The organism is Burkholderia sp. AU4i (assembly GCF_000466765.1).
Lineage (GTDB): Bacteria > Pseudomonadota > Gammaproteobacteria > Burkholderiales > Burkholderiaceae > Burkholderia > Burkholderia cepacia.
Map to the genome: position 1 here is coordinate 1 of NZ_ASSI01000060.1, position 22,094 is coordinate 22,094.

Sequence of the window (22,094 nt, forward strand, 5' to 3'; positions counted from 1 at the left end):
GCAGGCGAAACCGTTGTGCCGGCATCTGAGCTGGCCGCCGCCATCAAGGAAATCAAGGAACTGCAACGGCTACTTGGGAAGAAGACGCTGGAGGTCGAAATCCTGAAAGAAGCCGTGGAATGGGGCCGTTCAAAAAACCTGATTGCGCGCTCGCCCTTGCTGCCGGGGGACGACCGATGAAGACGGTCTGCGAAGTTCTCGGCGTGGCGCGCTCTGCCGTGGCGGTGAAGCGAGCTCGCTCGTCCGACTGGCGCGATGGTCGCCGTGCCCGCGTGACCAACGATGCCAGGCTGGTCGAGGAGATTCAGGCCCATGTGGCGCACCTTCCCACCTACGGCTACCGCCGTGTCTGGGCGCTGCTGCGCCGCAGTCGGGAGCAGAGCGGTGCGCCGTGCATCAACGTCAAGCGCGTGTATCGGGTCATGCGGGAGCATCAGTTGCTGCTGCGCCGCCCTGGCGTGCGGCGAGATAAGCGGCGACATGACGGTCGCGTTGCGGTGGACCGCAGCAACACCCGCTGGTGCTCCGATGGCTTCGAGTTCCGATGCGACGATGGTACGCCGCTGCGCGTGACGTTTGCGCTGGACTGCTGCGACCGCGAGGCGATTAGCTGGGCAGCAACGACCGGCGGGCATAGCGGTGATGTGGTGCGCGACGTGATGCTGGCCGCCGTCGAACAGCGCTTCGGCACCACGCAGGCCGCGCAGCCCATTGAATGGCTGACGGACAACGGCTCGGCCTACATCGACCACCGCACGCGCAGCTTCGCTCGCGAACTGGGTCTTGAGCCGCTGACCACGCCGGTTCGTTCGCCGCAGAGCAATGGCATGGCCGAATCGTTCGTGAAGACCATGAAGCACAATTACGTCGCCTATATGGACAAGTCTGACGCACCAACAGCGCTCTCGCGTCTGGCTATCGCGTTTGAACACTACAATGAGCGCCACCCGCACAAAGCCCTGAAATACCGCTCGCCTCGCGAGTTCAGGCGTAATGCGGTGTCATCAACCTAACGGTGTCCGCGTGTCCTGAGTTACAGGGGCAACTCCAGCAATGTCCAAGTCTGCCCCTCGCATTCTCCGACTGTCTACCCCAACCGACAAGGCGATTCGGCTCCGAGGAAGAAAATACCGGGTTTCCATCGTCGTGTCTCGCGGTTTCGGCGCAATCGTGGTTCAGGGCCGTCTCCACTACGGGTCATACTGACCCTACATTTGACCGCAGCCATAAATTTCCGCTTTCAACCAGACCCTTAGATGAGATAAGACGGACTTTAGCGAATACCGCTCAACCACCTTGGCGCGACGGACGCGGAGCGCTGCAGTCAACTACTCCCCTTCAGAACGAGAGCAGCGCTGACGTTAACAGACTGGGTGCTTTTTTACACCCTGGCGCCCAAGTAAGCCTCATAACGGGGCTTGAACTGGGTGCGGGTCGTGTCAGACTGGGGTTAACTTCGTGACGGGAAGTTCCGAATTTCCCGAAAATTGCCCCGCCCATTGCTGGGTGGTCGATCAATAACTGAGTTCGTAAATGACGCTGAGCGTTGAACACATCAAGGCGGAAATGCTCCCGCAGCTCTTCGCCAATTCGGCCGCGATCGCGGAATACGGCAATACCGCCGGGGGCGCCGCGGCAATCAACGAGATATCCGACCTGATGGAAAGCGGGTCGGTCGGGAAGCTCGCTGAGCGAATCGCCCAGATTGTCGGGAAACTTCAGGATGCGGATCCGGAACGGATCTCACGCCCCTCGACGTGGCTGGAACGCCTGACGGGAAAGCCGCTCGAGCGGCAGTTGCGGTATCAGGTGGCTCGAAAGTCCCTCGATGAGCTGATTTCCGATACCGAAGGCATCGCGCAGCGTGTACGCGACACGCTCAAACGGATCGACGATGTCATCTCAACGCATACGGCCGATTCGGAAGCGCTGCGCTTGTACATCCAGGCAGGCCGCGAATTTCTCGACGAGAATCCGGCCGCAGGCGAAATTCAGGCAGGCGTTGTCGAGTTCGATCGGCCGCGCGAACGATTCGCCCGCAAGCTTGCCAACATGGCCACCCTGCTCGCCTCGAATGAAATGAGCATCATCCAGATGAAGATGACTCGTGCCCAGGCGGTCGACATGCTCGACCGCTACAACGAGGCCGTTTCGGTCATGGTGCCTGTCTGGCGCCGGCATACCCTGGCGCTGATCACTACCACCAACATGAACTCGGCTCTGATCAACGAGGCGACGAAGGCGCACCGTGCGCTCGTTACCAGCCTCGCCAAGAGCCTTGAAGGGATCAAACAGTAACCATGGAGAGCACGACGATGAAACTCGATTTGCAAACGCGCACGACCGCGGCCACCTTCGACCTCACCGCTTCGAACCTCAACGCGCTGGGTCTCCGTGAAGACGATGTCGCCGAAGTGCAGCAGGTTGCGCTTCGCCTCCAACCCACGAACCCTCTCAGCGTCGCCGAGTTCGGCCGCGACGTCGCGGAACATACGTCGCGATACGCCGACGGCCTGCTCGAGCAAGTCAGAAACAGCGATCTCGACGAGGCTGGCGCGAAGCTCACGAAGGTGGTGAACATCGCACGTGAGCTGAATGTCTCGGCGCTCTCCAACAATCGCTCGAAGATTCCGGTTGTCGGACCGCTGATCGACAAGTTCCGTGTTCGAACGCGCAATTTCGTCGGCCAGTTCGACACGACGCGCGGCCAGATCGAAAGCCTCGTCGCCGAGGTCCAGACCACCCAGGAAAACGTCGCGCAACGTAACGAAGGCCTCGAGCAGATGTTCGGCGCCGTGCGCGAGGAGCATCGTCTGCTCGGCATCCATATCGCGGCCGGCAAGATCCAGTACGCGCAGCTTACCCGGCAGGCCGAGGATCTGCGTCAACAGGTCGGCAACGACCCCGCCCGCCTGCAGGAACTGTCCGATCTCGACGCCTACAACGCGAATCTCGACAAGCGGATCGGCGACCTGACCGCCCTGCAGCAGAACGCGATGCAGACGCTGCCGATGATCCGCATGATCCAGGCCAACAACCAGATGTTGGTCGACAAGTTCCACACGATCCGCGAGATCACGGTGCCGGCTTGGAAGCGCCAGTTCATGCTCGCGCTTTCCCTCAATGAGCAGCGCAACGCGGTGGATCTGGCCACGACGATCGACGACACCACGAACGACCTGCTCCGGCGGAACGCAGCCCTTCTGCACCGTAACTCGGTCGAAACGGCCCGTGCGAACCAGCGCCTGGTCATTGACGTCGACACACTGCAGACCGTCCAGTCCGAGTTGATCAGCACCGTCCAGGACGTCATCCGTATCCAGAAAGATGGCGCGGCGCAACGCGCTGCAGCCGAAAAGCAGATCGAAGCCATGCGTCTCGACCTGCGTGCCAAGCTCACGAATCAGGGCGTGCGGGAGGTTGCGTGAGCGCACAGGTAACCGACTTTAACGCGGAGATCGTTACGCTCGGAAAGCGGGCGTCGAAACTCGTCAAGTGGGGGGCGCTCGCGGGTGTTGCCGCTGCCGTGTCTGCGGGGCTGGCCGTGTACTTCGGGCTCAAGGCCCATTGGGCGGCGCCGGTGGCCGTGCTCAGCTCGCTCGACATTCCGCAATCGATCATCGCGCATATTTCCGATGCCGCGCCCAGCGGCGGGGATGGCTCTCCATTTTCAGGTTCTCCGCTTTCTGTTGCGATCGAATCGATGGCTTTCGCGTTGGCTGGGGTGGGAAAGTTCATTGCGCCTTTGTCGTTCATTCTCGGCGTGCCGATGATTTTCCTCAGCGAGGACGGCGGAATGAGAGCGCTCGGCAAGCTGGCCGTCGGAGCTGGAATACTTATGACGGCGCCAACCCTCCTCTTCTCCATGGTCGGCGGACTGCCTAGTAGTGATGGCGCATCGCAGCTCAGCCAGCGGCAGGTCTTCATGCAGGCCGTCGATTCTCAGGACACGAAGTGGCTGCGGCAGGCTTTCGCAAAACCGTCGACCATGGCCGACCAATATGTGCTGGCACAGATCGCCGTCATTGACCATAGCGTCGACGATCTGGGGGCCTTCGCGCAGACGATGAGCAACTCCCCGGAAACGCTCCAACACGCTGGTCTGACGCCGCGTCCCGACGTTGCATATGCGATTGACGAGACGTACTTCAAAGAGCCTCGATCGAACTGGGCGAAATCGTATTTCCAGGATGCGACTGACCGTGTTCGGCGGTTCGAGTCGTGGGAGCACGCCGAGATCCGTACGGCAGGTCTGTTCTTGGCCATTTCGCTCGGGCTTCTTGGCTTCGGGAGATCGATCCGGGCCCGGCTGCGGCGCATCGATCTGCTGCAACATCACACGCGAATGATGCGCTTTTCAGATCTCACCGAGGATCAACTCGTGCAAGCCCTCCGCCTATTCCCAGGCGTGAATAACGAGCACCCGTTCTACTACGTTCTCGACGATGAAGGCAACGTCCAGCGACGAGAACCGATGGATGCAGTGCTAACATGACGCCCGCGCGGCCAGGACTTCCTGGCCGCAGTCACATCCCATACCTGCAGATACCAATGAGCGACAGTTCACAGCGGCTGACAATCAGCATCAACGATCAATGCTACTGGGGCGCCTGCCTTTCGATTGCGGCATCGTCTTCCATCATGGACAAGTCATGGGGGACACTCCTATGGGGGATCGCCATCGGAGTGCTCCTGTTTCTGCCGACACTGGCACGCAGAGCTTGGCGTCGGGAAATTCGCGGTTCGAAAGTGGTAGCGATCGCACTGCTTGCGGTGTTCTTTACCGTCATTGCGATGACGGTCGCTTCCGTAACGGAACGTCTCACTCTCATAAACGCCGAAACGTATCCGGCCTGGCTGGCAAACGGCCATGTGGCGCTCGGAAGTACGAACGCGGAAAGCCCGCTGTTCAATGACATGACGGAACGCATCTGCCGCGGCAGGCGGGGGCCGAGGATGATTCTGCATAAGGCCGGCGGGGAAATTGTTATTCGCTGCGATCCCTTCTCTTACTGGCCCTTCACTCGAACGTACGTCGGCTATGAAAAATGATGCAGCAAGTGGAACCCTCCCGACAATTGGTCACTGGGTCCTGAAAAACTTGACGATTCCAATTGCCTTTACGCTGGCCGGGATCGCCTTTGGTGCCTTCCACCAGAGCCACGAAGTCGATTCGTGGGAGTACACCGCCCTGAGCGAGAACTGGGACCGCCTATCGCCTGCAACAAAACGGAACATCGCCGACCTTCTCAGCGCACATGGGAAGATTTCACGATGGGAGTATCAGCCCGCGCTCTTCGACGCGCTGATGCACGACACCGGCGGATACACGGTCACCATGACCGACTATCCCGTGCAAGCTGCACGCAAACGGTTGGTTGCGAAGGTTCGGAATTCCCATTTGGATTGAGCGTGAAATGAACAATCCTGACGATCGCCAAGTCGTGGATCTGCAGGCCGTCTTGCTGAAGAGCCGTGTCGTCACAGTTTCTCTGCCCAGCGGACCGCTCGATCCCGTCGACTGCCAATTCACCCGCAGTCTGCTCGGACAGGCCGTAACAATGTCCGTTTGCACGGCCGCCCTTCGGCCCATCATCGCGGACATGAAATTCGAATACGAGGCTTCAGTGCGCGGCGCCGAATCTCCAGGAAACGCATGATGATTCAATGGCAGGAGAGCTGCCCGTCGGGCGTGTTGGTTCAAGTCAAGGCGGACGGTACGCTCGACCGCGAAGAAGCAATGATCGTTGCGGCCGCAGTTGCTCGAGGCATTCCAGTCATCAAAGCCTCCGACAAGCAGGTAGAACGCGGCAAAGTGCTTGCAACTGCCGATCACGTTGCAGTCGGCTCGGTTGCGTTCGTGAGATCGGCATTGCGCCGGCTCGGGCAGCGGTTGCCCCCTCACGAACCGTATCCGGAGCCGCTTCACCATCTGCTGTATCGAAAGGTCAGCAAGCTTCCCTCGCTCAACGACGCGAAGCTGCTGGTTCGGAATGGCAAGAAGCTATTCATCAAGCCGGCCGGCTGGAAACGCTTTACAGGATTCGTCGTCGAGTTTGAGGACGATATACGGTTCAACGGCGCTTCAGGGCGGCAACCCGTGTGGATTGCCGATCCCGTCCGCTTCGTCAGCGAATGGCGTGCCTACGTCGCGGGCGGGCAACTGCTTGCTCTTTGCCTCGCGGACCACGGCGGCGACGTGAATGCAATACCCAACCGGACGATTATCGAACACGCCATTCAGCGCCTCACCGCCACGCTCGGAACGCCGGCTGGCTACGTCATCGACTTCGGTGTTCTGGATAGCGGTGAAACGGCGCTGATCGAAATGAATGATGGATTCTCGTTCGGCGCGTACGCCGGAGTAACTCCGGAAGCGTATTGGGCCGTGACTGTATCGCGCTGGGCCGAGCTGGTTGCTCGAGATCCCAAATTGAAATGAGACATGCTGGCCGGGGTGTTTCTTGCCTCGGCTTGCCCTCTCTACCTCGGTTCTTCTTACGAGATCTTGAATGCCAACGCGATAACAGGTCAGTGCAGATCACGTCCAAGCACGGGCGACTTTTCATGACCCGCCACCCACGTCTCCTGTCGCGTACTGAACACCGCCCAAGGCCCTGGCTCGCCCGACGGCTCGCGGCAGACATCGAGCTGGGCTATAGCGACCTGCAACAGCCGCTCAAAAGTGGTGTCGTCCAGTTCGTCAGTCGCTTCCAGTTCCTGTTCGTGATTGGGCAGGCCGAGCGTCTTCCACTCGCCGCGCATGAAATCGAACGCCCACTGATTAAAGGAGAACGTTACCCCCTCGGCGTCCTTTGGAACGTTGAACGGTAGCGGCACGAGTCGAATTCGCGGCGCCCCGAGGAACACGACGGCGGTCGGCGTTTCCATCGAAAAGCCGAACGCCATCATGCAGTTCAGCGGCCCGTCGACGGCATGTGCGTGCTCCAACAAGTCGAAGTCCTGTAGAGGGATTGCCTTCCAGTTATTGCTGTCGTCGGCGTCATGGTGCTCATTGCGCAGATAGGCATAGGCGTGTGCCAGCATACGCGACACGAAAATCACCGGGCCAGACATGCCGTCCTCTGGCCCACCGGACCAAGCCGGCTCGATGAACAGCCCTGACGGGAGCACACGGCGGCGCACCACAACCCACAAAGACACAGGAGAAATGTATTGCGTCTTGATCTTCATGCTTCATTCCTGAATCGCGGATCTGACCGCCTGGTGGTGTAGACCCAGTCCTCCCATTCTTCATCGGACAGGTAAGACCTTACTTCGACGCCTCGAGCCTCGATGTACTGGTCTTGCTCTTCAAGCGTGAGGCTGGACCAGAAGGGCTCCCAGATGTTGTGATACCAGTATTCCGGAGCGCCCTGGTTGTAAGTGACAAACGGTCCATGTTCACACCACGCAACCCAAGGCGGTGGCGGGCTAAACCTGGACAAAGCCAAGCGAACCATCAGTTCGACATCGTTTGTCAGGAGCCAGACATTGCGTCCCGCGAGCTCATCGTTGAATCTGACGAGCGACACGAAGTCGCCTCGCCGATAGAAGAGGAAGTCGACCTCTTCCCCCCCCTCTCGAACAGCGCTCAGGAATCGTGGAAACGCATTGATTTCCATATTCTGGTGCTGAACAAAGGCATTAACCCCGCAATCCCCCAAGTACACGGCCTTTGGGTACAGCGGCAAATCTTGCCGCCCTGCGAGATCCAGTGCAGCTGGGAACCCTGCTCTCAGGGCTTCTGCAGTACGTCCGAAGACATCTTCAAGTGCCTTCATCTGAGCGGCCTTGGTGTCACGCCCCACATCCTGTCCGCGCGTTTGCCGGTCACGCCACCCTTTGAACAGTGACATACGTTCTCCTATTTCGCATCAGTCTGGTCGAGCAGATACGACTCTCCCATGAAGCCGATCGCCCCGCCAATGATGCCGCCGATCGCCCCTGTAATGATGACGCCAGGACCGAGTTCGATGCCACAAAGCGATCCTGTCGCGGCACCCATTCGTGCACCGATCGCGGCGCCCGCCCATCTTCCTGCCATGCTGCCCTCCCATCCGGCGATCTGGCGCAGCGCGGATTTCTCCAACGGTCGAATGCTTTTTATCCGCATGGACTCTTCGCTCGCCAAGGCGAGATCGTATCCCGTCAGGAATATTCCGAATACTTGCACGACGCGCGCCCACTTCTCGACTCCGAACGCAATTGCCAAGCCCTTTTTCGAGAAGATGCCGTCTGCCGGGACGGATGGTTGTGGCTTCACCAGGTACTCGTTGTCCACACCGAGCGCCTTCCTTTTTAGGTATTCCCCTTCGCGTTTGACCTTGGACGGTTTGTCTTTCAAGTAGGCATCAATCTCGCGCCCGATCTCATCAGGAGTGACAATCTGGGCGCCGGCGCGCTTAGCCTTGGCAATATCCACATAGATCTTCTTGGCCCCGCCATCGGATCCGGTGAAGCGCGGCGACCCATCGGGGAAATTTCCGCTCGTCGACACGTAGGAAGTAACCTTGTCGGTCCCCAGGACATGTGAGGTAATGCTGGCCAACGAGTCGGGATTCCGTGCCCAAAGGCCGGCCCGCTCAGGGCTCACGACCCGGATATTTTCAAGCTCGCTAAGACCCAGCGATTTCAGGAACGGGTCATTAACGGACGAATATGTGTTGCGGACCAGAAACCCGCCCTTGCCGACCTCGTCAACAGTGACAAAGAAGAATGCCTTTGCGGGCATGAAATGCCCTTGCACGTCGTAGCGGGAATCCGTCGTGTTGTTCGTGTCTGTCTGGTAAACAAAATTGCTCATCTGTCCCACCGCTCCAATGCTTGCATACCAATCGCGATGTCGAGACGCGAGACATTTTCCGTGTAGACGCGCGGGCAATAGCCAGATAGATCGGTCAGCCCCTTGTAGACCGCCCCGCCCGCTGCTTTGATGTGATACGGAATACCAGGAATCGGCCGGCCATTACCGTCGATAACGCGCACTCGTTCGTCGTAGTTGCCTCGATATTGCTGCGTCATAGAGGCACCACTTTCGGTGTATCCCATATTCCCCAGTTCATGCGACTCAAAGCTGTGGAAGCTGTCATGCTGTGACGCGATCATTACCGGCGACGGCTGACACTTGCAAACGCAGATATCGCCGTCTAACGCCTGTTGCTTGCCATGCATCAAGTCCGGCCAGCGCGGTCCCTTGGGAGCGATATGGCCAACCGACTTGCAGCCGTGGCAATAAACCTGTGCGCCGACGTACGTCAGCGCAGTGCCGTGATGGGTGCAGTTCTCCACGCCTTCGATTACGACGCCACCATTCGATGACTTGTCGCCTTTCTTGAGCAGATAACGTTTCATGCCTCGTGCTCCTGGTGATCGGGACCCTATGTTCAACATCGAAGTAGGGACAAACGAGCATTGATATACGAAACTGCATCACGGCGTCTATAGGAGAAGTCTGATTTTGCAAACTTTGACGTTTTCCTAAAGCTTCTTTGATATTTATCTAAAGCAATTGCCTCAAGCCCTTGATATGGGCCGTGATCGCCGCACAAGCTTCCGAGAAGCAATGAAAAATGAGCCTCTTATGCGGTTCATTCTCGGTGGCTGAACAGCTTGGATCGATCAGAAGCGGTAGGTAACCAAAACGGTCACTACCAGATAGAAGCGAAGGTCCTTCGCCTTGTCCCGCAGCTTCGATTTCTAACCCCCTTGAAGAGGCTAGCGGCCAAAGAGGAGAGAACTTCGGGGATAGGAAGCTGGCGAGTCATGCCCGCGGGCGATGTCGCGAAGAAGGAGTGGAAGCGAGAGTACTACTCGTGCGTGGTCCCGGGCGCGGCCGGCCGGTAGTAGAACGCCGCGGCGACACCCACGCACGCCGCCATGGACAACCCGATGACGGCCCATGCAGGAAGGTGAATGCGGTCCAGCACGTCAAGTAGCGAGAGAGGTTGCATCGGATGCACCTTGGAAGAATCAAACAGGACGGCGATCGCCGGCACTCCATAGCCCTCGGAGTCGCGCGATACGAAAAAGTTGGTAGTCGGTTTCGAGACCCATCCATGAGCGGAGATCGTTCTGGTTCGTGCCAGCCATGAGATTCCGCAAGGCATAGGTGTTGCGAAGCACCGCGGCGCCCTTGTCCTGGCCGTCGAATCCGACCGCCTCGAGCGCGGCGCTGATCAGTGAGTACACGCTGTTCTCGGCCAAGGGCTCATCTGACGGCACGGGATCGCCGCCGCCCGCGCTTGATGGAAACAGGTAGCGCCACTCCCCGCCCCGTTCTTCAAGGCATCGGACCCACGTCGTCAGAGGCTCGACACACCATCGGGCGAGGGGTACAACGTGAGCACGGCGTGAACCGCTCGCGGTACCAGGCGTAACCAGCCGCTCATTCGCGAGATCAACCTTTTCGAGTTCGATGTGGATGCCTTCGAACAGCGTGAGACCTGCCCCAGCGAAAAGCGCAAGCATTGCCCTGTTTCGGCATCCAGTCCAAGTGTTCGTTGGCATCGAAAGGATTCTCTCGCGCAAGCGAGCATCTTGCATCGAATCGAGGCACTCGGGAAGCTTGCCTTCTGACCGATCCCCAGTGCGCTTGCTGAATTCGGCCAGCAACGCGGCCGCGGGGTTGGCCTCTCGAAGGCCCAGATCAACCAGGTGCTCAAACACGTCGTTGATCAACCGAACGTACCTCTGCGCGGTACCGCGCTCAGCCGCTACCTTTCTGGTCGCGTTGCCCTCGCCAGCTTCACGCTTCCCTGCCAGCGTCGACAGAAACAACTGTATCTCGTCGGGGCCGACCGACAGAACGGAGGCCGGTTCGTCCCGACCGTAGAGGAATTTCAGGAACTTGCCGTACATCGAGGCTCGCTGCTTCAGCGTCTGCGAACTGAAGGGGTTCCCACGGCCGTCGACGAGCTCTCGTTGCCATTCGACGAACGCGGCGGGATTCACGCTATCCCAGTTGACTGTCGGCTCTGCCATGTTCGAGCCCTCCTCGGCCCTCTTCCTGCAGACGGGGTTTGGCGAATCGCAGATTCGCCTTCTCGTGGATTTTAATCGCCTATGCGTATATAACCCACTAAAATTTCGTAACAAGAATCCCCGCCTCCTGCCGGTTAGCCAGTTACAGGTTCAAGACGGATTGGTCCTTTGCCTTCTGCTGAATGTTGCGGACGGTTTGCGGATCAAGCGTTCGCTCCAGCACAACCCTTGCGGCTTCGGGCGCCAGTCCGGCTTGGCAGGCGTCCGGACAGCGCAGGCTCCAGAGGTACGCGTTCACGCTGTCCCTGCCCTGCACGTACGCATTCGCGAGCATCGCTGCGGCCGAGGTCTCGCCGGCCGACCACGCTGCGTCGTAGAGTTGCACGCCGCGCACGCGATCCGCCGGCACGCCCTGGCCCGCGACCAACACGGCCGCCGCAAGCATCTCGTACGTCCTCGCTTGGTCCGTCACTTGCCCGTCTAGCGAGCCGGCCGTCGAGACGATGCTTGTAGCCACCTCCGGCCGCGCGATGATGTTCCGGATATCCTCGCTGAGATCATCGGTTGCATTGGCTGACAGCGCCACGAAGGCGATTCGGCCGGCGCCGACGTTCCCGGCAAGGAGTGCGTCCTGGAGCGGGCCAATTGCGGCAGCTTTCATCAACTCCAGCTCTTCCGAGCACGCCTTCTGCATCGAGAAGTGATAGATCCCGTTGTAGTCGTCGCACTGCTCCGCAACGGATTCACGCGCGATGCGAATACCTGTGAAGCTCTTGGCCGGGTCGACATCTTTGCCCATTTGACGCTTGACGGCGGCCTCGGCATTGGCGCGAAGCTGAATGGATGGATCCGGACCGCATGCCGTAAGCAACGACACCATCGCGACAGCGGTCGCCACCCAGACGACCTTCACTTTCCCACGCATACCTTGGTTCCTTCACAATGTGAATTAATCCTTGCGTGCCTGGACCTGACACGCCGTCAACGAATGATGCTGAACGACCAATGAAAAGCAAGCGCCCGTAATCACTGATGCCTACTGGAATTCTCGCTATGAATCCGCCTTGCCGGCTTACGCCACCCACCCGTGAGCAACGTAGCGCCGCGCAGATGCCTCGTTGCCGTGCACAACGACGGACTCGTCGGCCAGCATGCCGACCATGTCGTAATGCTCGACGAAGTCGGCGATGCTTTCGCTCAGCACCTTGAAATTCGCCCGAGACGCGTCCAGAACCTCGAACTTGAGAATTTCACCCGCCACGTAGCTGTCGGTTAGTTCGGCTCCAGCACGCTCGATATCGGCGAACTTCGTTTCGAGAACCTTCCCGATCGCGAACTGGATCGCTTCGATATCACACTCGCTCCCAAGGCCGGGGCGTTGACGGTTGGGAAAGCCGTCGGGCGAATTGAAGGCAAACACCAGAGAGAACGAGAGGGGGGAATCCGAATCGTCGTAACGCGCGATGATTCTTCCCCAGGGCAGTTCGATTGTCGGAAGGGGCTGACTCAATTCTTCAAGCATGCTCTTTCGTCTCTGCTGGTACACCCGATGCCCTCGCTTGATTCCCAGGAGGTCCAGTTCCTGGTTGGCCATGTCCTCGAGCATGAATTGAGGCAAGGATTTCTGCGGCCAGCGCGCCAGATCCTCCTCGCTGAAGCCCTTCCGAATGAGCGTTGCTGCATCCACCTGGGAACGTAGAGCCGTCGTCATATATTTGGCGTGATCCATGGCCGTACATTGAATTTGTCCTGCTCGTTGGCAGGATCCTGCCAGGATATTCGCACCGGGAACGCTTCTCAGCTATCTCGAAACATATTCAATGTGCGGCCTGTTTCCGTGTCTGTTGCGGAAAATAAAAAAGCCACCCCGGTTCGAGGGTGGCTTTTGAACGGCTGGAAACATCCTTCCTGACCAAGGGTCGACGAACAGCTTACGCCGCCATGATCAATGCGGTCTGATGCCCCCGCTTTTCTATACCGAGAATCTCCCGCACTTCCGCACACGCGCCGCCCAGGAGCTCGCGCACGTAGCTTCGGAAGTCTCGTTGGCTGGGCAGAGCCTGCCAGTCGCCCGTGAAGGAAAATCCACCCAGTTGCGCCGAACCGACCTCTTCCCCGTCGTGTTCGATCTGAACGGAGACCATCACTGCGCCTTGCCGGCCTTTGGCGACCTCGATCATGTCGAGGATGTCGTAAAGCCGATCGCCGCTGTCGGCCAGATACTGCGCCTCTTCCTGTTGAACGCTTACTTTCAATCCGAAGTCACCGAACGTGCGATCGACAACAACGCTGACGTCGCTCGGTGCCGCTTCGATGCACGAATAGCCGTCATCCCTGAGTCGTTGCGAAATGCTGACGATGTCCTCCTCGACGCGCGACAGCAGCAGCGACATCGCCTTGTCTTCTGCCAGCGTCAAGTCGGTGTCGTAGCTACGATCGGCCGTCATCGTGTGCTCGTGAACATAGCGGTGTTCGCTCGCGGTGATGTTGATCCGCTCGCCCTTTCCCACCGCGCTGAACACCAGAGCCATGAAGACCGGCTTGTCGGCCAGCAGGCGACGCGCCACAACCTTCGCATCGACGCATCCGGTGAAACGCATGCCGTCACCCTGGCAGTAGCCGAGACTCCAGCGAATATCGTCGACCGGATAGCCGAGGCTGGCCAGGATGAACGCAAAGTACGATTGAAAAATGTCGGACATCTCCGATTCTCCAAAAAATTAGGGCCGACAATGTCGGCCCCAGACAGAACATATGAGTGTTTTACAGCTTGGGTTTCATCATGCCCTCGCATACCGATGCGATCGCGAGAACGATGGGGAAACCGAACGCCGTCAGCCAACCCCAAACGAGATTCAGATCCATACACACCTCCAGGGAGTGCGAAGACCTGCCCCTTTGCGAGGAGCAGGTCCCCGCAAGGGTTAAAGCTATCAATGCAGCCAGTTCATGGCACCTTGAATACAGATGCCGGTGTAGAAGACCTGCATCGCCAACAGGCCGAAGGCCCGCCGCTTGATCGCGAACGTGATCCAGAGAACATTGGACACAATCCAGATCAACCAGCCGTAGGGCGAGTAATCCGTCTTCTGTGCCAACACTTCCGATCCCACTACACCGGCGATCGCCGCGCCCCACTCAACGAGCAGGAGAGGTCGAGCCTTTAGTGTCGCGATACCTTGCTTGATGCGGCCGCCCCAATGAGACATCGGAGCGGCGCTCATCGTGCAGCGAAACGACGAGCTTCTTCTTCCGAGAGGGGTGGAACGTCCTCCCACGGAGCGGCAAAGGCGCATTCCTCCGGCGCGATGAATGCATGGATTTCAGCGGTCTGACGCTCCGGAGCAGGTTCTTGCGAGCGAACCTCCGGCATCGCTTGGCCGTTGGCTTTCGCTTGCGCCTTCGCCAGTTCCAGCGCCTTCACCGCAGCCTTCTCAGCGCGGGCTGCGGCACGAGCTTCCCGTTCGATCTTGCGATGCACCTTCTCGTACTGCTTGCCGAAGTCCTTGCTGATCGTCGCGTAGTACGGATCGGGGTCGTAGTTCGGCACGCTCATCGCCACGGTCGTCGCCGGAAAGAAGTCTCTCCGTACCGCGGGATCACGACGTTGCAGTTCGGCTTTGTAGCCGGACAGCTTCGTCCTGGGTTTGACAACTGCTTGAGCTACAGGCATTGAGCCTCCTTGAAGTAGCCAGCAAACGGAGACGTCGGGACCATTTTCGCGAAACCGCCGCTCGTGAACTTGCCCTCATCGAGCAAGATCGAGCTTTGGAGGCTTGCCTCCAGGTCTTCCACATAGTGGAATCGCAGGAAGTCGCCTTCCGGCTTAACGATGCCCTGATCTCCGATCACCTTACCGAACTTGAAGCCCATAACGAGGGTCTCCCCTTCGTCATCCGCACGCTTAGCCGCGCTATGGACGTCTTGAAACAGCATGAAATTGATCCTCCTGTGATGACTCCACAGGCAGACCCACTCCCCGCACGGGAAATGGATCTCCCGTGGGGATTTGCTGAAAGCGTCAGCTCGCATTTCGGACAGAGCGTCCAAAAATGAGGCCCCAGATACCGGCTTAGGCCAGTAGATCCGGTTCGCCAATGGTCCTTGAGGAAAGATCATTGGCGAACCCGATCGGGTTCGCATCACAAAAACTCAGTTTCTGAGCAACAGGTGACTACAACAGGGCATCAAGCCGCCTCGAGCAGTTCGACCGCCGGCATCGCTTCGACGTATCGCGTAACGGTGCCGTCGTGATCCAGTGTCCACATGAACGCTTTCGGCGGGCCGTAGCACGACTTTAGATACTCGAGTTCCGCAACGAAACTCGATTGAGTCGCGCACGTGACCGTGATGCAGTCGCCCTCAGCGAACGTGAAGACCTTGCGGTCCGACAGATTGATCCAGACGCCAAACCAGGCGGCGTCCTGATCCGTCGGGTATTGCTGAAACCCGTGTGCGGAAAGCGTGCTCGCCAGCTCGTAGCTACCGGTTTGGCGGAACGCACGGTCCACGCGATTGCCACGTTGATTGATTTCGAACGGTGCGGTCTTGAACGCACGCTTGAGATGACGCAGGCGTCGCTTGGCTCGCGCCAGGCTTTTCCGGGTCTGAGGGACGCCAGGATGCCACACGTAGTCGGCACGCTTCGGATAAAGCGCCAACCAACCGGACAACTCGTCGATCATCGACTGGATATCGGTACGATTGACGCGCCCGGTACGGGGGCACAGCGGCTTGAACTTGGTGAGCGAAGGACGCTGGGAGGATGACATGGTTTCTCCAGATAGACGCGAAGAAACCAGTCCCTGCGCGGGGAATGACTTCCCCGCTTGGGTGAGTAGAACGCGATGCCGTTGAGGTTACAACCACGTACGGCACGCGCCCCGGCAAGATATTCAGGTCAACCGCAGAACTGCCACGGTTTCGGCTAGTAACCCCAGCTAGTATCAAAGTGGAAATGCCACTTGAGATGGCCTTAGGATACCGCACGGTGCCAACTATCGTCAACGAATCGGATTGGAGGTTCTCGGCGTCTCAGCGGCCGCCGAACCACTCCAAAGATCGCCCCTCATACACTCTCGACGCCTTTGTTCGCAAAGGTAGACGATTCGTAGGTTGGGCCGGGGTAAAAGTGTCATCAACCAGTCCGTCCCTCGAGCCTTCCGTGCCTTCAACAGCGCGAAGGGTGTCTTCATCGCCAATCTCGTGAACCCGAAGGAAGCGTTTGGCAGGTGCAACAGGAAACAGTTACCTGCAATCCACTCTTTCAATTTCCTAACGAGAACTTTATTCATCGAAGAGCAAGGGAAACACGTACAAATCCGGCGTTTTTCCTTGATTGTTGGGTATGCAACCGCATCCGGAGATTCAATTCCTAGCAGGAACCTGCCACGCCCAGCACTACCCTCAAAGAATCGTTGCAACTGATTGTTTTTTTCATCAAGAAATTGAAGAGCCTGCCGTTAACTCCCGGTAGTGCATAGGCATCGTTCAGATGAGCCGCCGACTCGAAGGGTCGAGGGTAAGGTCGCGGGAATCCCCCCCCACATGGCCATCAATTCGACGTTTCTCCGAAATCCGGTGCCTGACACAATCGACTCCATGATTACGTCAGAGCTTTTCTTCATGGGCTTGCTCGATACCACCTCTAACTGTCGGGAGGGGTATCGCTCGATCTTTCACTATTGGGAGAGCGAGAAGTGGCGGGGCGTCGACGAACAAGTCCGACAGGAGATTCTGGCGGCGCCCACCATCCGCGAGTTGCGGAAGATGCTCAAGCGAATGCCCGATACATGGCGCAGCGACTGGAAGCAGGTGCGTGGCCGGGTCTTTCGCAGTGCATTGCTGTACGCTCTCGATGGACACCCAGATCTTCTGCACGAACTGGTCGAGCCGTTTGGCTTGACGAACGCATGCCGGAATTGGGGAATTCCTGACGCGTTCGTCAAAAATGAGTTGGTAGCTGTACGACGCGAAATTGACGAACCATTCAGATTGCTAGCACTTGGTTCTGAGGCGGCGCCGTCTGCACACGTTCAAGCTACGCTTGAGCGCTTGATCGGCAACCGCCAGGATTGTCAGTACGTTGCGTTTGCGGGTCGAAAGATGGACTCGGGGGTCCATCGTTGGGCAGCTGAAAAGCTGTTCCCAGTGCATTACGTAGGAACGAACTCGAATAAAGGACTGGACCAAGATGCTGTACTGCAACTCATCAAGAAAAGTACTCACGTCGTCATCTTCACTCGCGAAGGCACAGCTCCCGACGAAGAAACCGTCGAACTTGCCCGCTCTCAAGGCTGCACGATCCGAGTCTCTCAATACGCTGCGCAACGATCAGGCGTCAATTCGACCGCAACCGGTGCCGGCTCTGGGGGCACTGCCGGGTCAGCACCTGGCTCAGCCACAACGCGACGTCGATCACTGCGCGCCGTTTAAGGCACGGGGCTTCAGCGTTCTGCGCGAAAGCTCGACCGCCATCGGCCTCATCAAGCACGTCCGCTCGCACGGCCGCATTGTGTATGCGATCGACCTGACGTTCAGCCTGAACGAAAACTCGACCACCATTTTGGCCGAAGGCGCGTATTGCCTCGCCTTCGAAGATGACATGCGCTTCATCACCCGGACGTTCCCGTACGGCACGCCGGTTCAGGATATCGAGAACTATTTCGCTCGCGAATACGATCCCAACGCACACGTGCCTCTGGCTTGACCGATTGGGCGCTTCGCGCGTCCTCTCTGCCTGCCAGTGCATGTCCGGTATGACTGGCTAAGAGACGGTTTCATAAAGACTGATCGGCCCGCCGAAGGGTATTCCAGCAGATCAGACAGCAACCGAGTTTGAGGAACGCGCCGTGAATGTCTGCACGGCGCTCGAAACGAATACGGAGACGACGGAAGTGATGCAGCCAGGCATGCGTGCGTTCGACGACCCAGCGATATTTGCCAAGGCCGCTGCCATGTTCGGTACGGCGCTTGGCGATCACTGGCTCGATACCGCGATCGCGCAACGCGCGCCGATGTCGCTCGGAGTCGTAACCGCGATCCGCGTAGACCACACGCGGCCGCTGCAATGGGTGGCCACGCAATCCGCGGATCGGCGGAATCGCGTCGATCAGCGGCAGCAATTGCGTGACGTCGTTGACGTTCGCGCCGGTCAGGATCGCGGCGAGCGGCGTACCGTTGGCGTCGGTGACGATGTGGTGCTTGGAACCGGGTCGCGCGCGATCGGTGGGGTTTGGCCCAGTTTTTGGCCTGCCCCAACGGCGCGAATCGATGATGAATCGACGGCGGCTCGTGAGAAGTCGATCTGGTCCGCTGCGCGCAGCTTTGCGAGCAGTAGCTCGTGCAAGCGATCCCAGACACCGGCTGCTTGCCAATCGCGCAGCCGGCGCCAACATGTCACGCCCGAGCCGCATCCCATCTCGGCCGGCAGGTCGCGCCAGCGTAGTCCGGTCTTGAGAACGAACAGGATGCCGGTCAGCGCGGCGCGATTCGAAACAGGCAGGCGGCCCGGGTTCTTCTCGCGCCGCGGCTTGGGTGGCGGCAGTAACGGCTCGATCAGTGTCCACAATTCATCGTCGATGATCGGCTTGGCCATCTCCTCAGTCTCGGTTGTTCCGATGCCTGAGGTTAACAGCTCACCGCGAAAGTTAACAGCCCCACGGGGCCTTTTTGAAACCGTCTCTAACAGCCTTCCAGGCTGGCAGGAGGAGGTATGTCCTTAGATCCCGATGTTCGCATTGCCTCGCGGCGCGTCCGACTTTCGGCTGTGCGCGAGGCACCCGCCTCCTATTCCCGCGATTTTGAGCAGGCGCGGGTCGAACCCGGCCACGCCTGGTGTCTCTGCAATTCCTCTACGCCACAGCGACTTGTCATCCGCCGGAAGTCCCACGCCGGCACCGCGGCTGCATTCTTCCTCGCGGGCTGGCCAGAAGGCGGAGAGGCGCACGATGTTCACTGTCCGTTCTACAAGGAGCCGGAGGACGAGTCCGGTAAATCATCCGAGAGCAAGTCGTGCTTCGAGGAAGGCGCTGACGGGACATTCCGGATCACGCCGCAGTTTTCCGTGTCCCTGAAGGTCGACACGGTTGTCCGAAAGAAGGACGCGATCGACGCATCGCCCCGTCCATCCGAATCGACGCGCGGCGCTACGCTGCTCGCCATGCTGCAGTATCTCTGGAGCGAGACCGGGCTGCACCGCTGGAGAGCCGGATGGAACCGCGATTGGGGCCGTGTCCGGTACGAGCTCATAGGCAAGGTTGAGGACGGCCAGATCGGAAAGCGACCTCTCGCCGACGTGCTCTACATCCCGCCTCGTTACACGCCCGCTGCCGCCGACAGGAACAAGGCCGAGTTCACCGCACGTCAGGAGCCACTCTTCACGAGCGCGCGTCAGTTTATCGACGCGCAGAACCGGATTGCCGCTGGAAAGGCTGCGTCGGCGGTGCGCGAGACGCTGTTCATCATCGCCCCACTACGCGGCGTGAAAGAGTCACAGTTCGACAGTTACCAGATTCAGCTTGGCCACATCGCCCAACCCGTCTACTGCAAAGCGCCCCTCATGCAGCGTCTGCAGCGCAGGTTCGGCCGGGTGCTCAACACACTGAACGCGGAGCACGGCCATGTAATCGGCATATTCCACGTCGAGGGCACGCCACGCGGTCATCTCCAACTACTCGATGCCGGATTGATGCGCGTGTCGAGCCGCTTCATTCCGGTCGACTCGTCCTATGAGGAAGTCGTTGCCGATGCGCTCGTGATGGCGAACCGCGATTTCTCCAAGCCGGTCAAGATCGAGACCGGCACCGATTCGCTGGACGGGAAGGTTTTGGCCGACTTCATCCTTTACGACACGGCATCGCGTCGCTGCTACATGGAAGTGTACGGCGTAGAGGGTCGCGCGGAATACGACGTCCGCAAGCGCGAAAAGCAGCACATCTACCGGCAGAATGGCGTCGAAATCTGGGAATGGGATCTGACCAGGACACGCGAGATGCCGGCACTACCTCCCCGCATCGAGCGGACGGCGGCCTGATCGGCTCTATCGTGCCAGCATGGTCCCACGGCATTGCAGGGACTGGCAGCGGCAGGCATAGGTGGCCCGTACCGCGGCTGTATGCCGGCCGTCGACGCTCAACTGATAGTCGATCGATATCTCGTCGCCAGCTCGGATCGCATGGCTCGCGAAGATGAACACGCGACCCTCATCTTCCTCGGCGATGCAATTAGGCGTGCAGGCATGATTGATCCATCGGGCGCTGTTGCCGCCCGCGCCGCCATCGATGACCCGGCCATCGGTCAGCCCGAAAAAGAACGTGTGACCATCCTCGCACGCCAGCTTCTGGTGTCCCGCGATCGCGGACCGCCACGACATGACCCGCCCCTTGTATTCGATGATCCGTTCGCCTGACGGGATATCACGCAGGGCGAATACCCCCCGTCCATGAACGCTCGACTGACGTACTGCAATGCGCCGCATATTTGACCTCTTTCTCCCAAGCTCGCGAGTATACGTTCGACGTAACAACCTCGCTACCACTTCGGAGATCGAGTGCACGCGGCAGAAGCCCATGCGCGAAACGCGCTCGGCGCCTCCTTGCTGAGGCAGCAAGTTGCCCGACGCAGCAGCCAAAAAGTCATTCTGCTAGCAAACCGATCGCAATTTGGGCCCGGGGTCGACATTATCGCTTCTGTGTTCAACCCTGAACCCAACACGGGAGCCAGTCATGTTTGACCGCCCTACCATTCGAGACGTCATTGACGCCCTCGCCCCGCTCGCCCATATCCCGCGCCCCTACACCGACAATGAGGGCGACCCGATCAACGGCGACAGCGTCTTGCCGTATCTGTCGGCGGAGCACGCGCAGCTGGTTCGCCACGCCGCGGCCGTCGTTTACGAGTACGCTCGCACGGCGGACGGCGAACCCGATCGCCGCGCCCTCAACACGATGACGCGCCACGGCTTCCATGCCACCTTGAACCCGGCGCAGTACGAGCCGGACAGGCAGGTCGGCGGCGTCACCGTGGGCAACTGGTACCTCGATATCTCGGACGTGCCTTGCGGCGGCGAGAGCGACTAATCGCTCACCACTTTGCCCTCAGTACCGTCCGGCAACCGCTCTACTACTTCGACCCGGATATGAAACACCCCACCGTTCTTGTCACGTTTGTGCAGCTTCTGGCACAGCGACAGGACGGTGCGGTCACTGATGTCCGGGGCTCGCCCGCCGTCGGCGTAGGCCTCTTTTTCAAGCGCGCCCCATACCGCGTGGGCCGCGTCATTCGCCTTCTTCCAGCGTTGAGGCTTGCCGTCTGCGCTGGTCGGGCGAAGCTCATTGAACAGTTCGCACACGCGGAGCTTGGCCTTCTTGACTTGTTCCCGGCTTTTCTCGGAATTGAGCTGCGCCCGACGCTTTTTCGCCACTTCCGGCGAGAACTTCATTACATACCGCGCGCTCTCATGCATGCCAATCAGGTGACTGGCATCAAGGAGGAATGAGTAAGCGCGGTCCATGGAGCCTTGCTGTTTGGCGCGCGTGGCCTCGATGAGAAGCCCGAACATCCCGAAAAATGCTTCGATTCGTTCAGGGGGCGTCAATCCCGCACCGGCGATATCGTCAATCGTGGTCTTCTCGTCGGTGGCGACCATCCGCGTATAGGTATAAAGGAGAAAGTCGTCGCCGGGTGTCTCGAAGTCCTCCAGCAGCGGAACTGTGAAGGTCTCGATTTGCGCTCGCAAGTCGTTCTGCAATTCCTTCAAGATGCTCGCATGTGCCGGATCTGAGAGATACGTTTCGACGTCAGGCCCGGAAAGTCTCCCGGCGCTTCTCAAATAAAGGGTGATCGCCTTTTCCCATAGGCGCGTCCACTCGAAATCGAAGCTGCGAACCGCCCGTCCCTCGTCGTACAACAGCAGTTTTTTCCCGCTATACGTTGGCAGGATCTTCTCGTGCACGAATTCGATCGTCTGTTCGACGTGGGCGGCGAGCCTCTCCCGCGCGGATCCAGCATCAAGCATGGACGCGGCATCCTCGTACGCCATAGCGACGTGGAGGAGTATCTCTCTCAGCCTTTCGCCGGCGGCTTTTGCGTCTTCTGGTGTTTCCATTCGA

Annotated in this window: 26 protein-coding genes and 1 pseudogene; 11 read left to right on the forward strand and 16 right to left on the reverse strand. The window is 59.2% G+C overall.

Features of this window, described 5'->3' with window-relative positions:
• From L810_RS12925 to L810_RS12960, 8 genes and pseudogenes are all read left to right on the forward strand, one after another.
• A pseudogene (locus L810_RS12925) lies at window positions 1-1,013 on the forward strand (IS3 family transposase); the annotation flags it as partial.
• A gap of 520 nt (window positions 1,014-1,533) precedes the next feature.
• Window positions 1,534-2,298 carry a toxic anion resistance protein gene (locus L810_RS12930; RefSeq protein WP_021158805.1) on the forward strand — a complete coding sequence of 255 codons (765 nt, stop codon included), beginning with the start codon at window positions 1,534-1,536 and terminating at the stop codon, window positions 2,296-2,298.
• Between the two features lie 17 nt (window positions 2,299-2,315).
• Window positions 2,316-3,428, forward strand: coding sequence for a toxic anion resistance protein (locus L810_RS12935; RefSeq protein WP_051392259.1), 1,113 nt, complete (start codon window positions 2,316-2,318; stop codon window positions 3,426-3,428).
• Window positions 3,425-4,495, forward strand: a complete 1,071-nt coding sequence (locus tag L810_RS12940; RefSeq protein ID WP_021158807.1) for a hypothetical protein — start codon at window positions 3,425-3,427, stop codon at window positions 4,493-4,495. Before L810_RS12935 ends, L810_RS12940 begins: the two co-directional genes overlap by 4 nt.
• Window positions 4,496-4,551: 56 nt before the next feature.
• Window positions 4,552-5,052, forward strand: a complete 501-nt coding sequence (locus tag L810_RS12945) for a hypothetical protein (protein ID WP_042974331.1) — start codon at window positions 4,552-4,554, stop codon at window positions 5,050-5,052.
• The gene (locus tag L810_RS12950) at window positions 5,042-5,410 is read left to right on the forward strand and encodes a hypothetical protein (RefSeq protein ID WP_155836172.1); all 369 of its coding nucleotides are present in this window, start codon (window positions 5,042-5,044) and stop codon (window positions 5,408-5,410) included. The genes L810_RS12945 and L810_RS12950 overlap by 11 nt, the downstream gene beginning before the upstream one ends.
• A 7-nt stretch (window positions 5,411-5,417) precedes the next feature.
• Window positions 5,418-5,660 carry a hypothetical protein gene (locus tag L810_RS12955; RefSeq protein WP_042974333.1) on the forward strand — a complete coding sequence of 81 codons (243 nt, stop codon included), beginning with the start codon at window positions 5,418-5,420 and terminating at the stop codon, window positions 5,658-5,660.
• On the forward strand, window positions 5,657-6,442 hold the full coding sequence (locus L810_RS12960; RefSeq protein WP_021158809.1) for an ATP-grasp domain-containing protein: 786 nt from the start codon (window positions 5,657-5,659) through the stop codon (window positions 6,440-6,442). The genes L810_RS12955 and L810_RS12960 overlap by 4 nt, the downstream gene beginning before the upstream one ends.
• An 89-nt stretch (window positions 6,443-6,531) precedes the next feature.
• Here the strand turns inward: L810_RS12960 and L810_RS12965 are convergent, their stop codons facing one another.
• From L810_RS12965 to L810_RS13020, 13 genes are all read right to left on the reverse strand, one after another.
• Window positions 6,532-7,194 carry a hypothetical protein gene (locus tag L810_RS12965; RefSeq protein ID WP_042974335.1) on the reverse strand — a complete coding sequence of 221 codons (663 nt, stop codon included), beginning with the start codon at window positions 7,192-7,194 and terminating at the stop codon, window positions 6,532-6,534.
• Entirely contained in the window at window positions 7,191-7,859 is a 669-nt protein-coding gene (locus tag L810_RS12970) for a hypothetical protein (protein WP_155836174.1), read from the reverse strand. The genes L810_RS12965 and L810_RS12970 overlap by 4 nt, the downstream gene beginning before the upstream one ends.
• Window positions 7,860-7,867: 8 nt before the next feature.
• Window positions 7,868-8,806, reverse strand: coding sequence for a hypothetical protein (locus L810_RS12975; protein ID WP_042974339.1), 939 nt, complete (start codon window positions 8,804-8,806; stop codon window positions 7,868-7,870).
• A complete protein-coding gene (locus tag L810_RS12980; protein WP_042974341.1) occupies window positions 8,803-9,354 on the reverse strand; it encodes a PAAR domain-containing protein in 552 nt (183 codons plus the stop codon). The genes L810_RS12975 and L810_RS12980 overlap by 4 nt, the downstream gene beginning before the upstream one ends.
• A 455-nt stretch (window positions 9,355-9,809) precedes the next feature.
• Entirely contained in the window at window positions 9,810-9,953 is a 144-nt protein-coding gene (locus L810_RS47080) for a hypothetical protein (RefSeq protein ID WP_155836176.1), read from the reverse strand.
• 19 nt (window positions 9,954-9,972) lie between these two features.
• A complete protein-coding gene (locus L810_RS12985; protein WP_021158814.1) occupies window positions 9,973-10,983 on the reverse strand; it encodes a tyrosine-type recombinase/integrase in 1,011 nt (336 codons plus the stop codon).
• Between the two features lie 142 nt (window positions 10,984-11,125).
• Complete coding sequence (locus L810_RS12990) at window positions 11,126-11,908, reverse strand: hypothetical protein (protein ID WP_021158815.1); 783 nt, start codon at window positions 11,906-11,908, stop codon at window positions 11,126-11,128.
• A 147-nt stretch (window positions 11,909-12,055) separates the two neighbouring features.
• The gene (locus tag L810_RS12995) at window positions 12,056-12,712 is read right to left on the reverse strand and encodes a hypothetical protein (protein WP_257008847.1); all 657 of its coding nucleotides are present in this window, start codon (window positions 12,710-12,712) and stop codon (window positions 12,056-12,058) included.
• Between the two features lie 202 nt (window positions 12,713-12,914).
• Window positions 12,915-13,685 (reverse strand): hypothetical protein, encoded by a 771-nt coding sequence (locus tag L810_RS13000; protein WP_021158817.1) that lies wholly within the window; start codon window positions 13,683-13,685, stop codon window positions 12,915-12,917.
• 231 nt (window positions 13,686-13,916) lie between these two features.
• The gene (locus tag L810_RS13005) at window positions 13,917-14,207 is read right to left on the reverse strand and encodes a hypothetical protein (RefSeq protein ID WP_042974344.1); all 291 of its coding nucleotides are present in this window, start codon (window positions 14,205-14,207) and stop codon (window positions 13,917-13,919) included.
• Complete coding sequence (locus L810_RS13010; RefSeq protein WP_021158819.1) at window positions 14,204-14,656, reverse strand: hypothetical protein; 453 nt, start codon at window positions 14,654-14,656, stop codon at window positions 14,204-14,206. The genes L810_RS13005 and L810_RS13010 overlap by 4 nt, the downstream gene beginning before the upstream one ends.
• Window positions 14,647-14,919 carry a hypothetical protein gene (locus L810_RS13015; RefSeq protein ID WP_042974625.1) on the reverse strand — a complete coding sequence of 91 codons (273 nt, stop codon included), beginning with the start codon at window positions 14,917-14,919 and terminating at the stop codon, window positions 14,647-14,649. Before L810_RS13015 ends, L810_RS13010 begins: the two co-directional genes overlap by 10 nt.
• Before the next feature lie 251 nt (window positions 14,920-15,170).
• Window positions 15,171-15,755: a hypothetical protein gene (locus tag L810_RS13020; protein ID WP_021158821.1), complete on the reverse strand. Its 585-nt coding sequence runs from the start codon at window positions 15,753-15,755 to the stop codon at window positions 15,171-15,173.
• Window positions 15,756-17,176: 1,421 nt separating this feature from the next.
• Here L810_RS13020 and L810_RS13025 point away from each other — a divergent pair.
• The gene (locus L810_RS13025) at window positions 17,177-17,692 is read left to right on the forward strand and encodes a hypothetical protein (protein ID WP_042974347.1); all 516 of its coding nucleotides are present in this window, start codon (window positions 17,177-17,179) and stop codon (window positions 17,690-17,692) included.
• A 70-nt stretch (window positions 17,693-17,762) separates the two neighbouring features.
• On the opposite strand, the gene L810_RS13030 is transcribed toward L810_RS13025, so the two are convergent.
• Window positions 17,763-18,580 (reverse strand): IS5-like element IS402 family transposase gene (locus L810_RS13030; protein ID WP_085954470.1). Its coding sequence is split into 2 segments (ribosomal slippage): window positions 17,763-18,232 and window positions 18,232-18,580, totalling 819 coding nucleotides; the frame shifts between segments, so codons are not numbered across the junction.
• A gap of 117 nt (window positions 18,581-18,697) precedes the next feature.
• Here L810_RS13030 and L810_RS13035 point away from each other — a divergent pair.
• Window positions 18,698-20,017 carry a DUF1173 family protein gene (locus L810_RS13035; protein ID WP_042974350.1) on the forward strand — a complete coding sequence of 440 codons (1,320 nt, stop codon included), beginning with the start codon at window positions 18,698-18,700 and terminating at the stop codon, window positions 20,015-20,017.
• Window positions 20,018-20,023: 6 nt separating this feature from the next.
• On the opposite strand, the gene L810_RS13040 is transcribed toward L810_RS13035, so the two are convergent.
• The gene (locus L810_RS13040) at window positions 20,024-20,461 is read right to left on the reverse strand and encodes an SET domain-containing protein (RefSeq protein ID WP_042974627.1); all 438 of its coding nucleotides are present in this window, start codon (window positions 20,459-20,461) and stop codon (window positions 20,024-20,026) included.
• Window positions 20,462-20,708: 247 nt separating this feature from the next.
• Between L810_RS13040 and L810_RS13045 the strand changes: the two genes are divergently transcribed.
• Window positions 20,709-21,062 carry a hypothetical protein gene (locus L810_RS13045; protein WP_042974353.1) on the forward strand — a complete coding sequence of 118 codons (354 nt, stop codon included), beginning with the start codon at window positions 20,709-20,711 and terminating at the stop codon, window positions 21,060-21,062.
• Here L810_RS13045 and L810_RS13050 read toward each other — a convergent pair.
• A complete protein-coding gene (locus L810_RS13050) occupies window positions 21,059-22,090 on the reverse strand; it encodes a hypothetical protein (RefSeq protein WP_042974357.1) in 1,032 nt (343 codons plus the stop codon). The genes L810_RS13045 and L810_RS13050 overlap by 4 nt on opposite strands.
• Window positions 22,091-22,094: the final 4 nt, after the last annotated feature.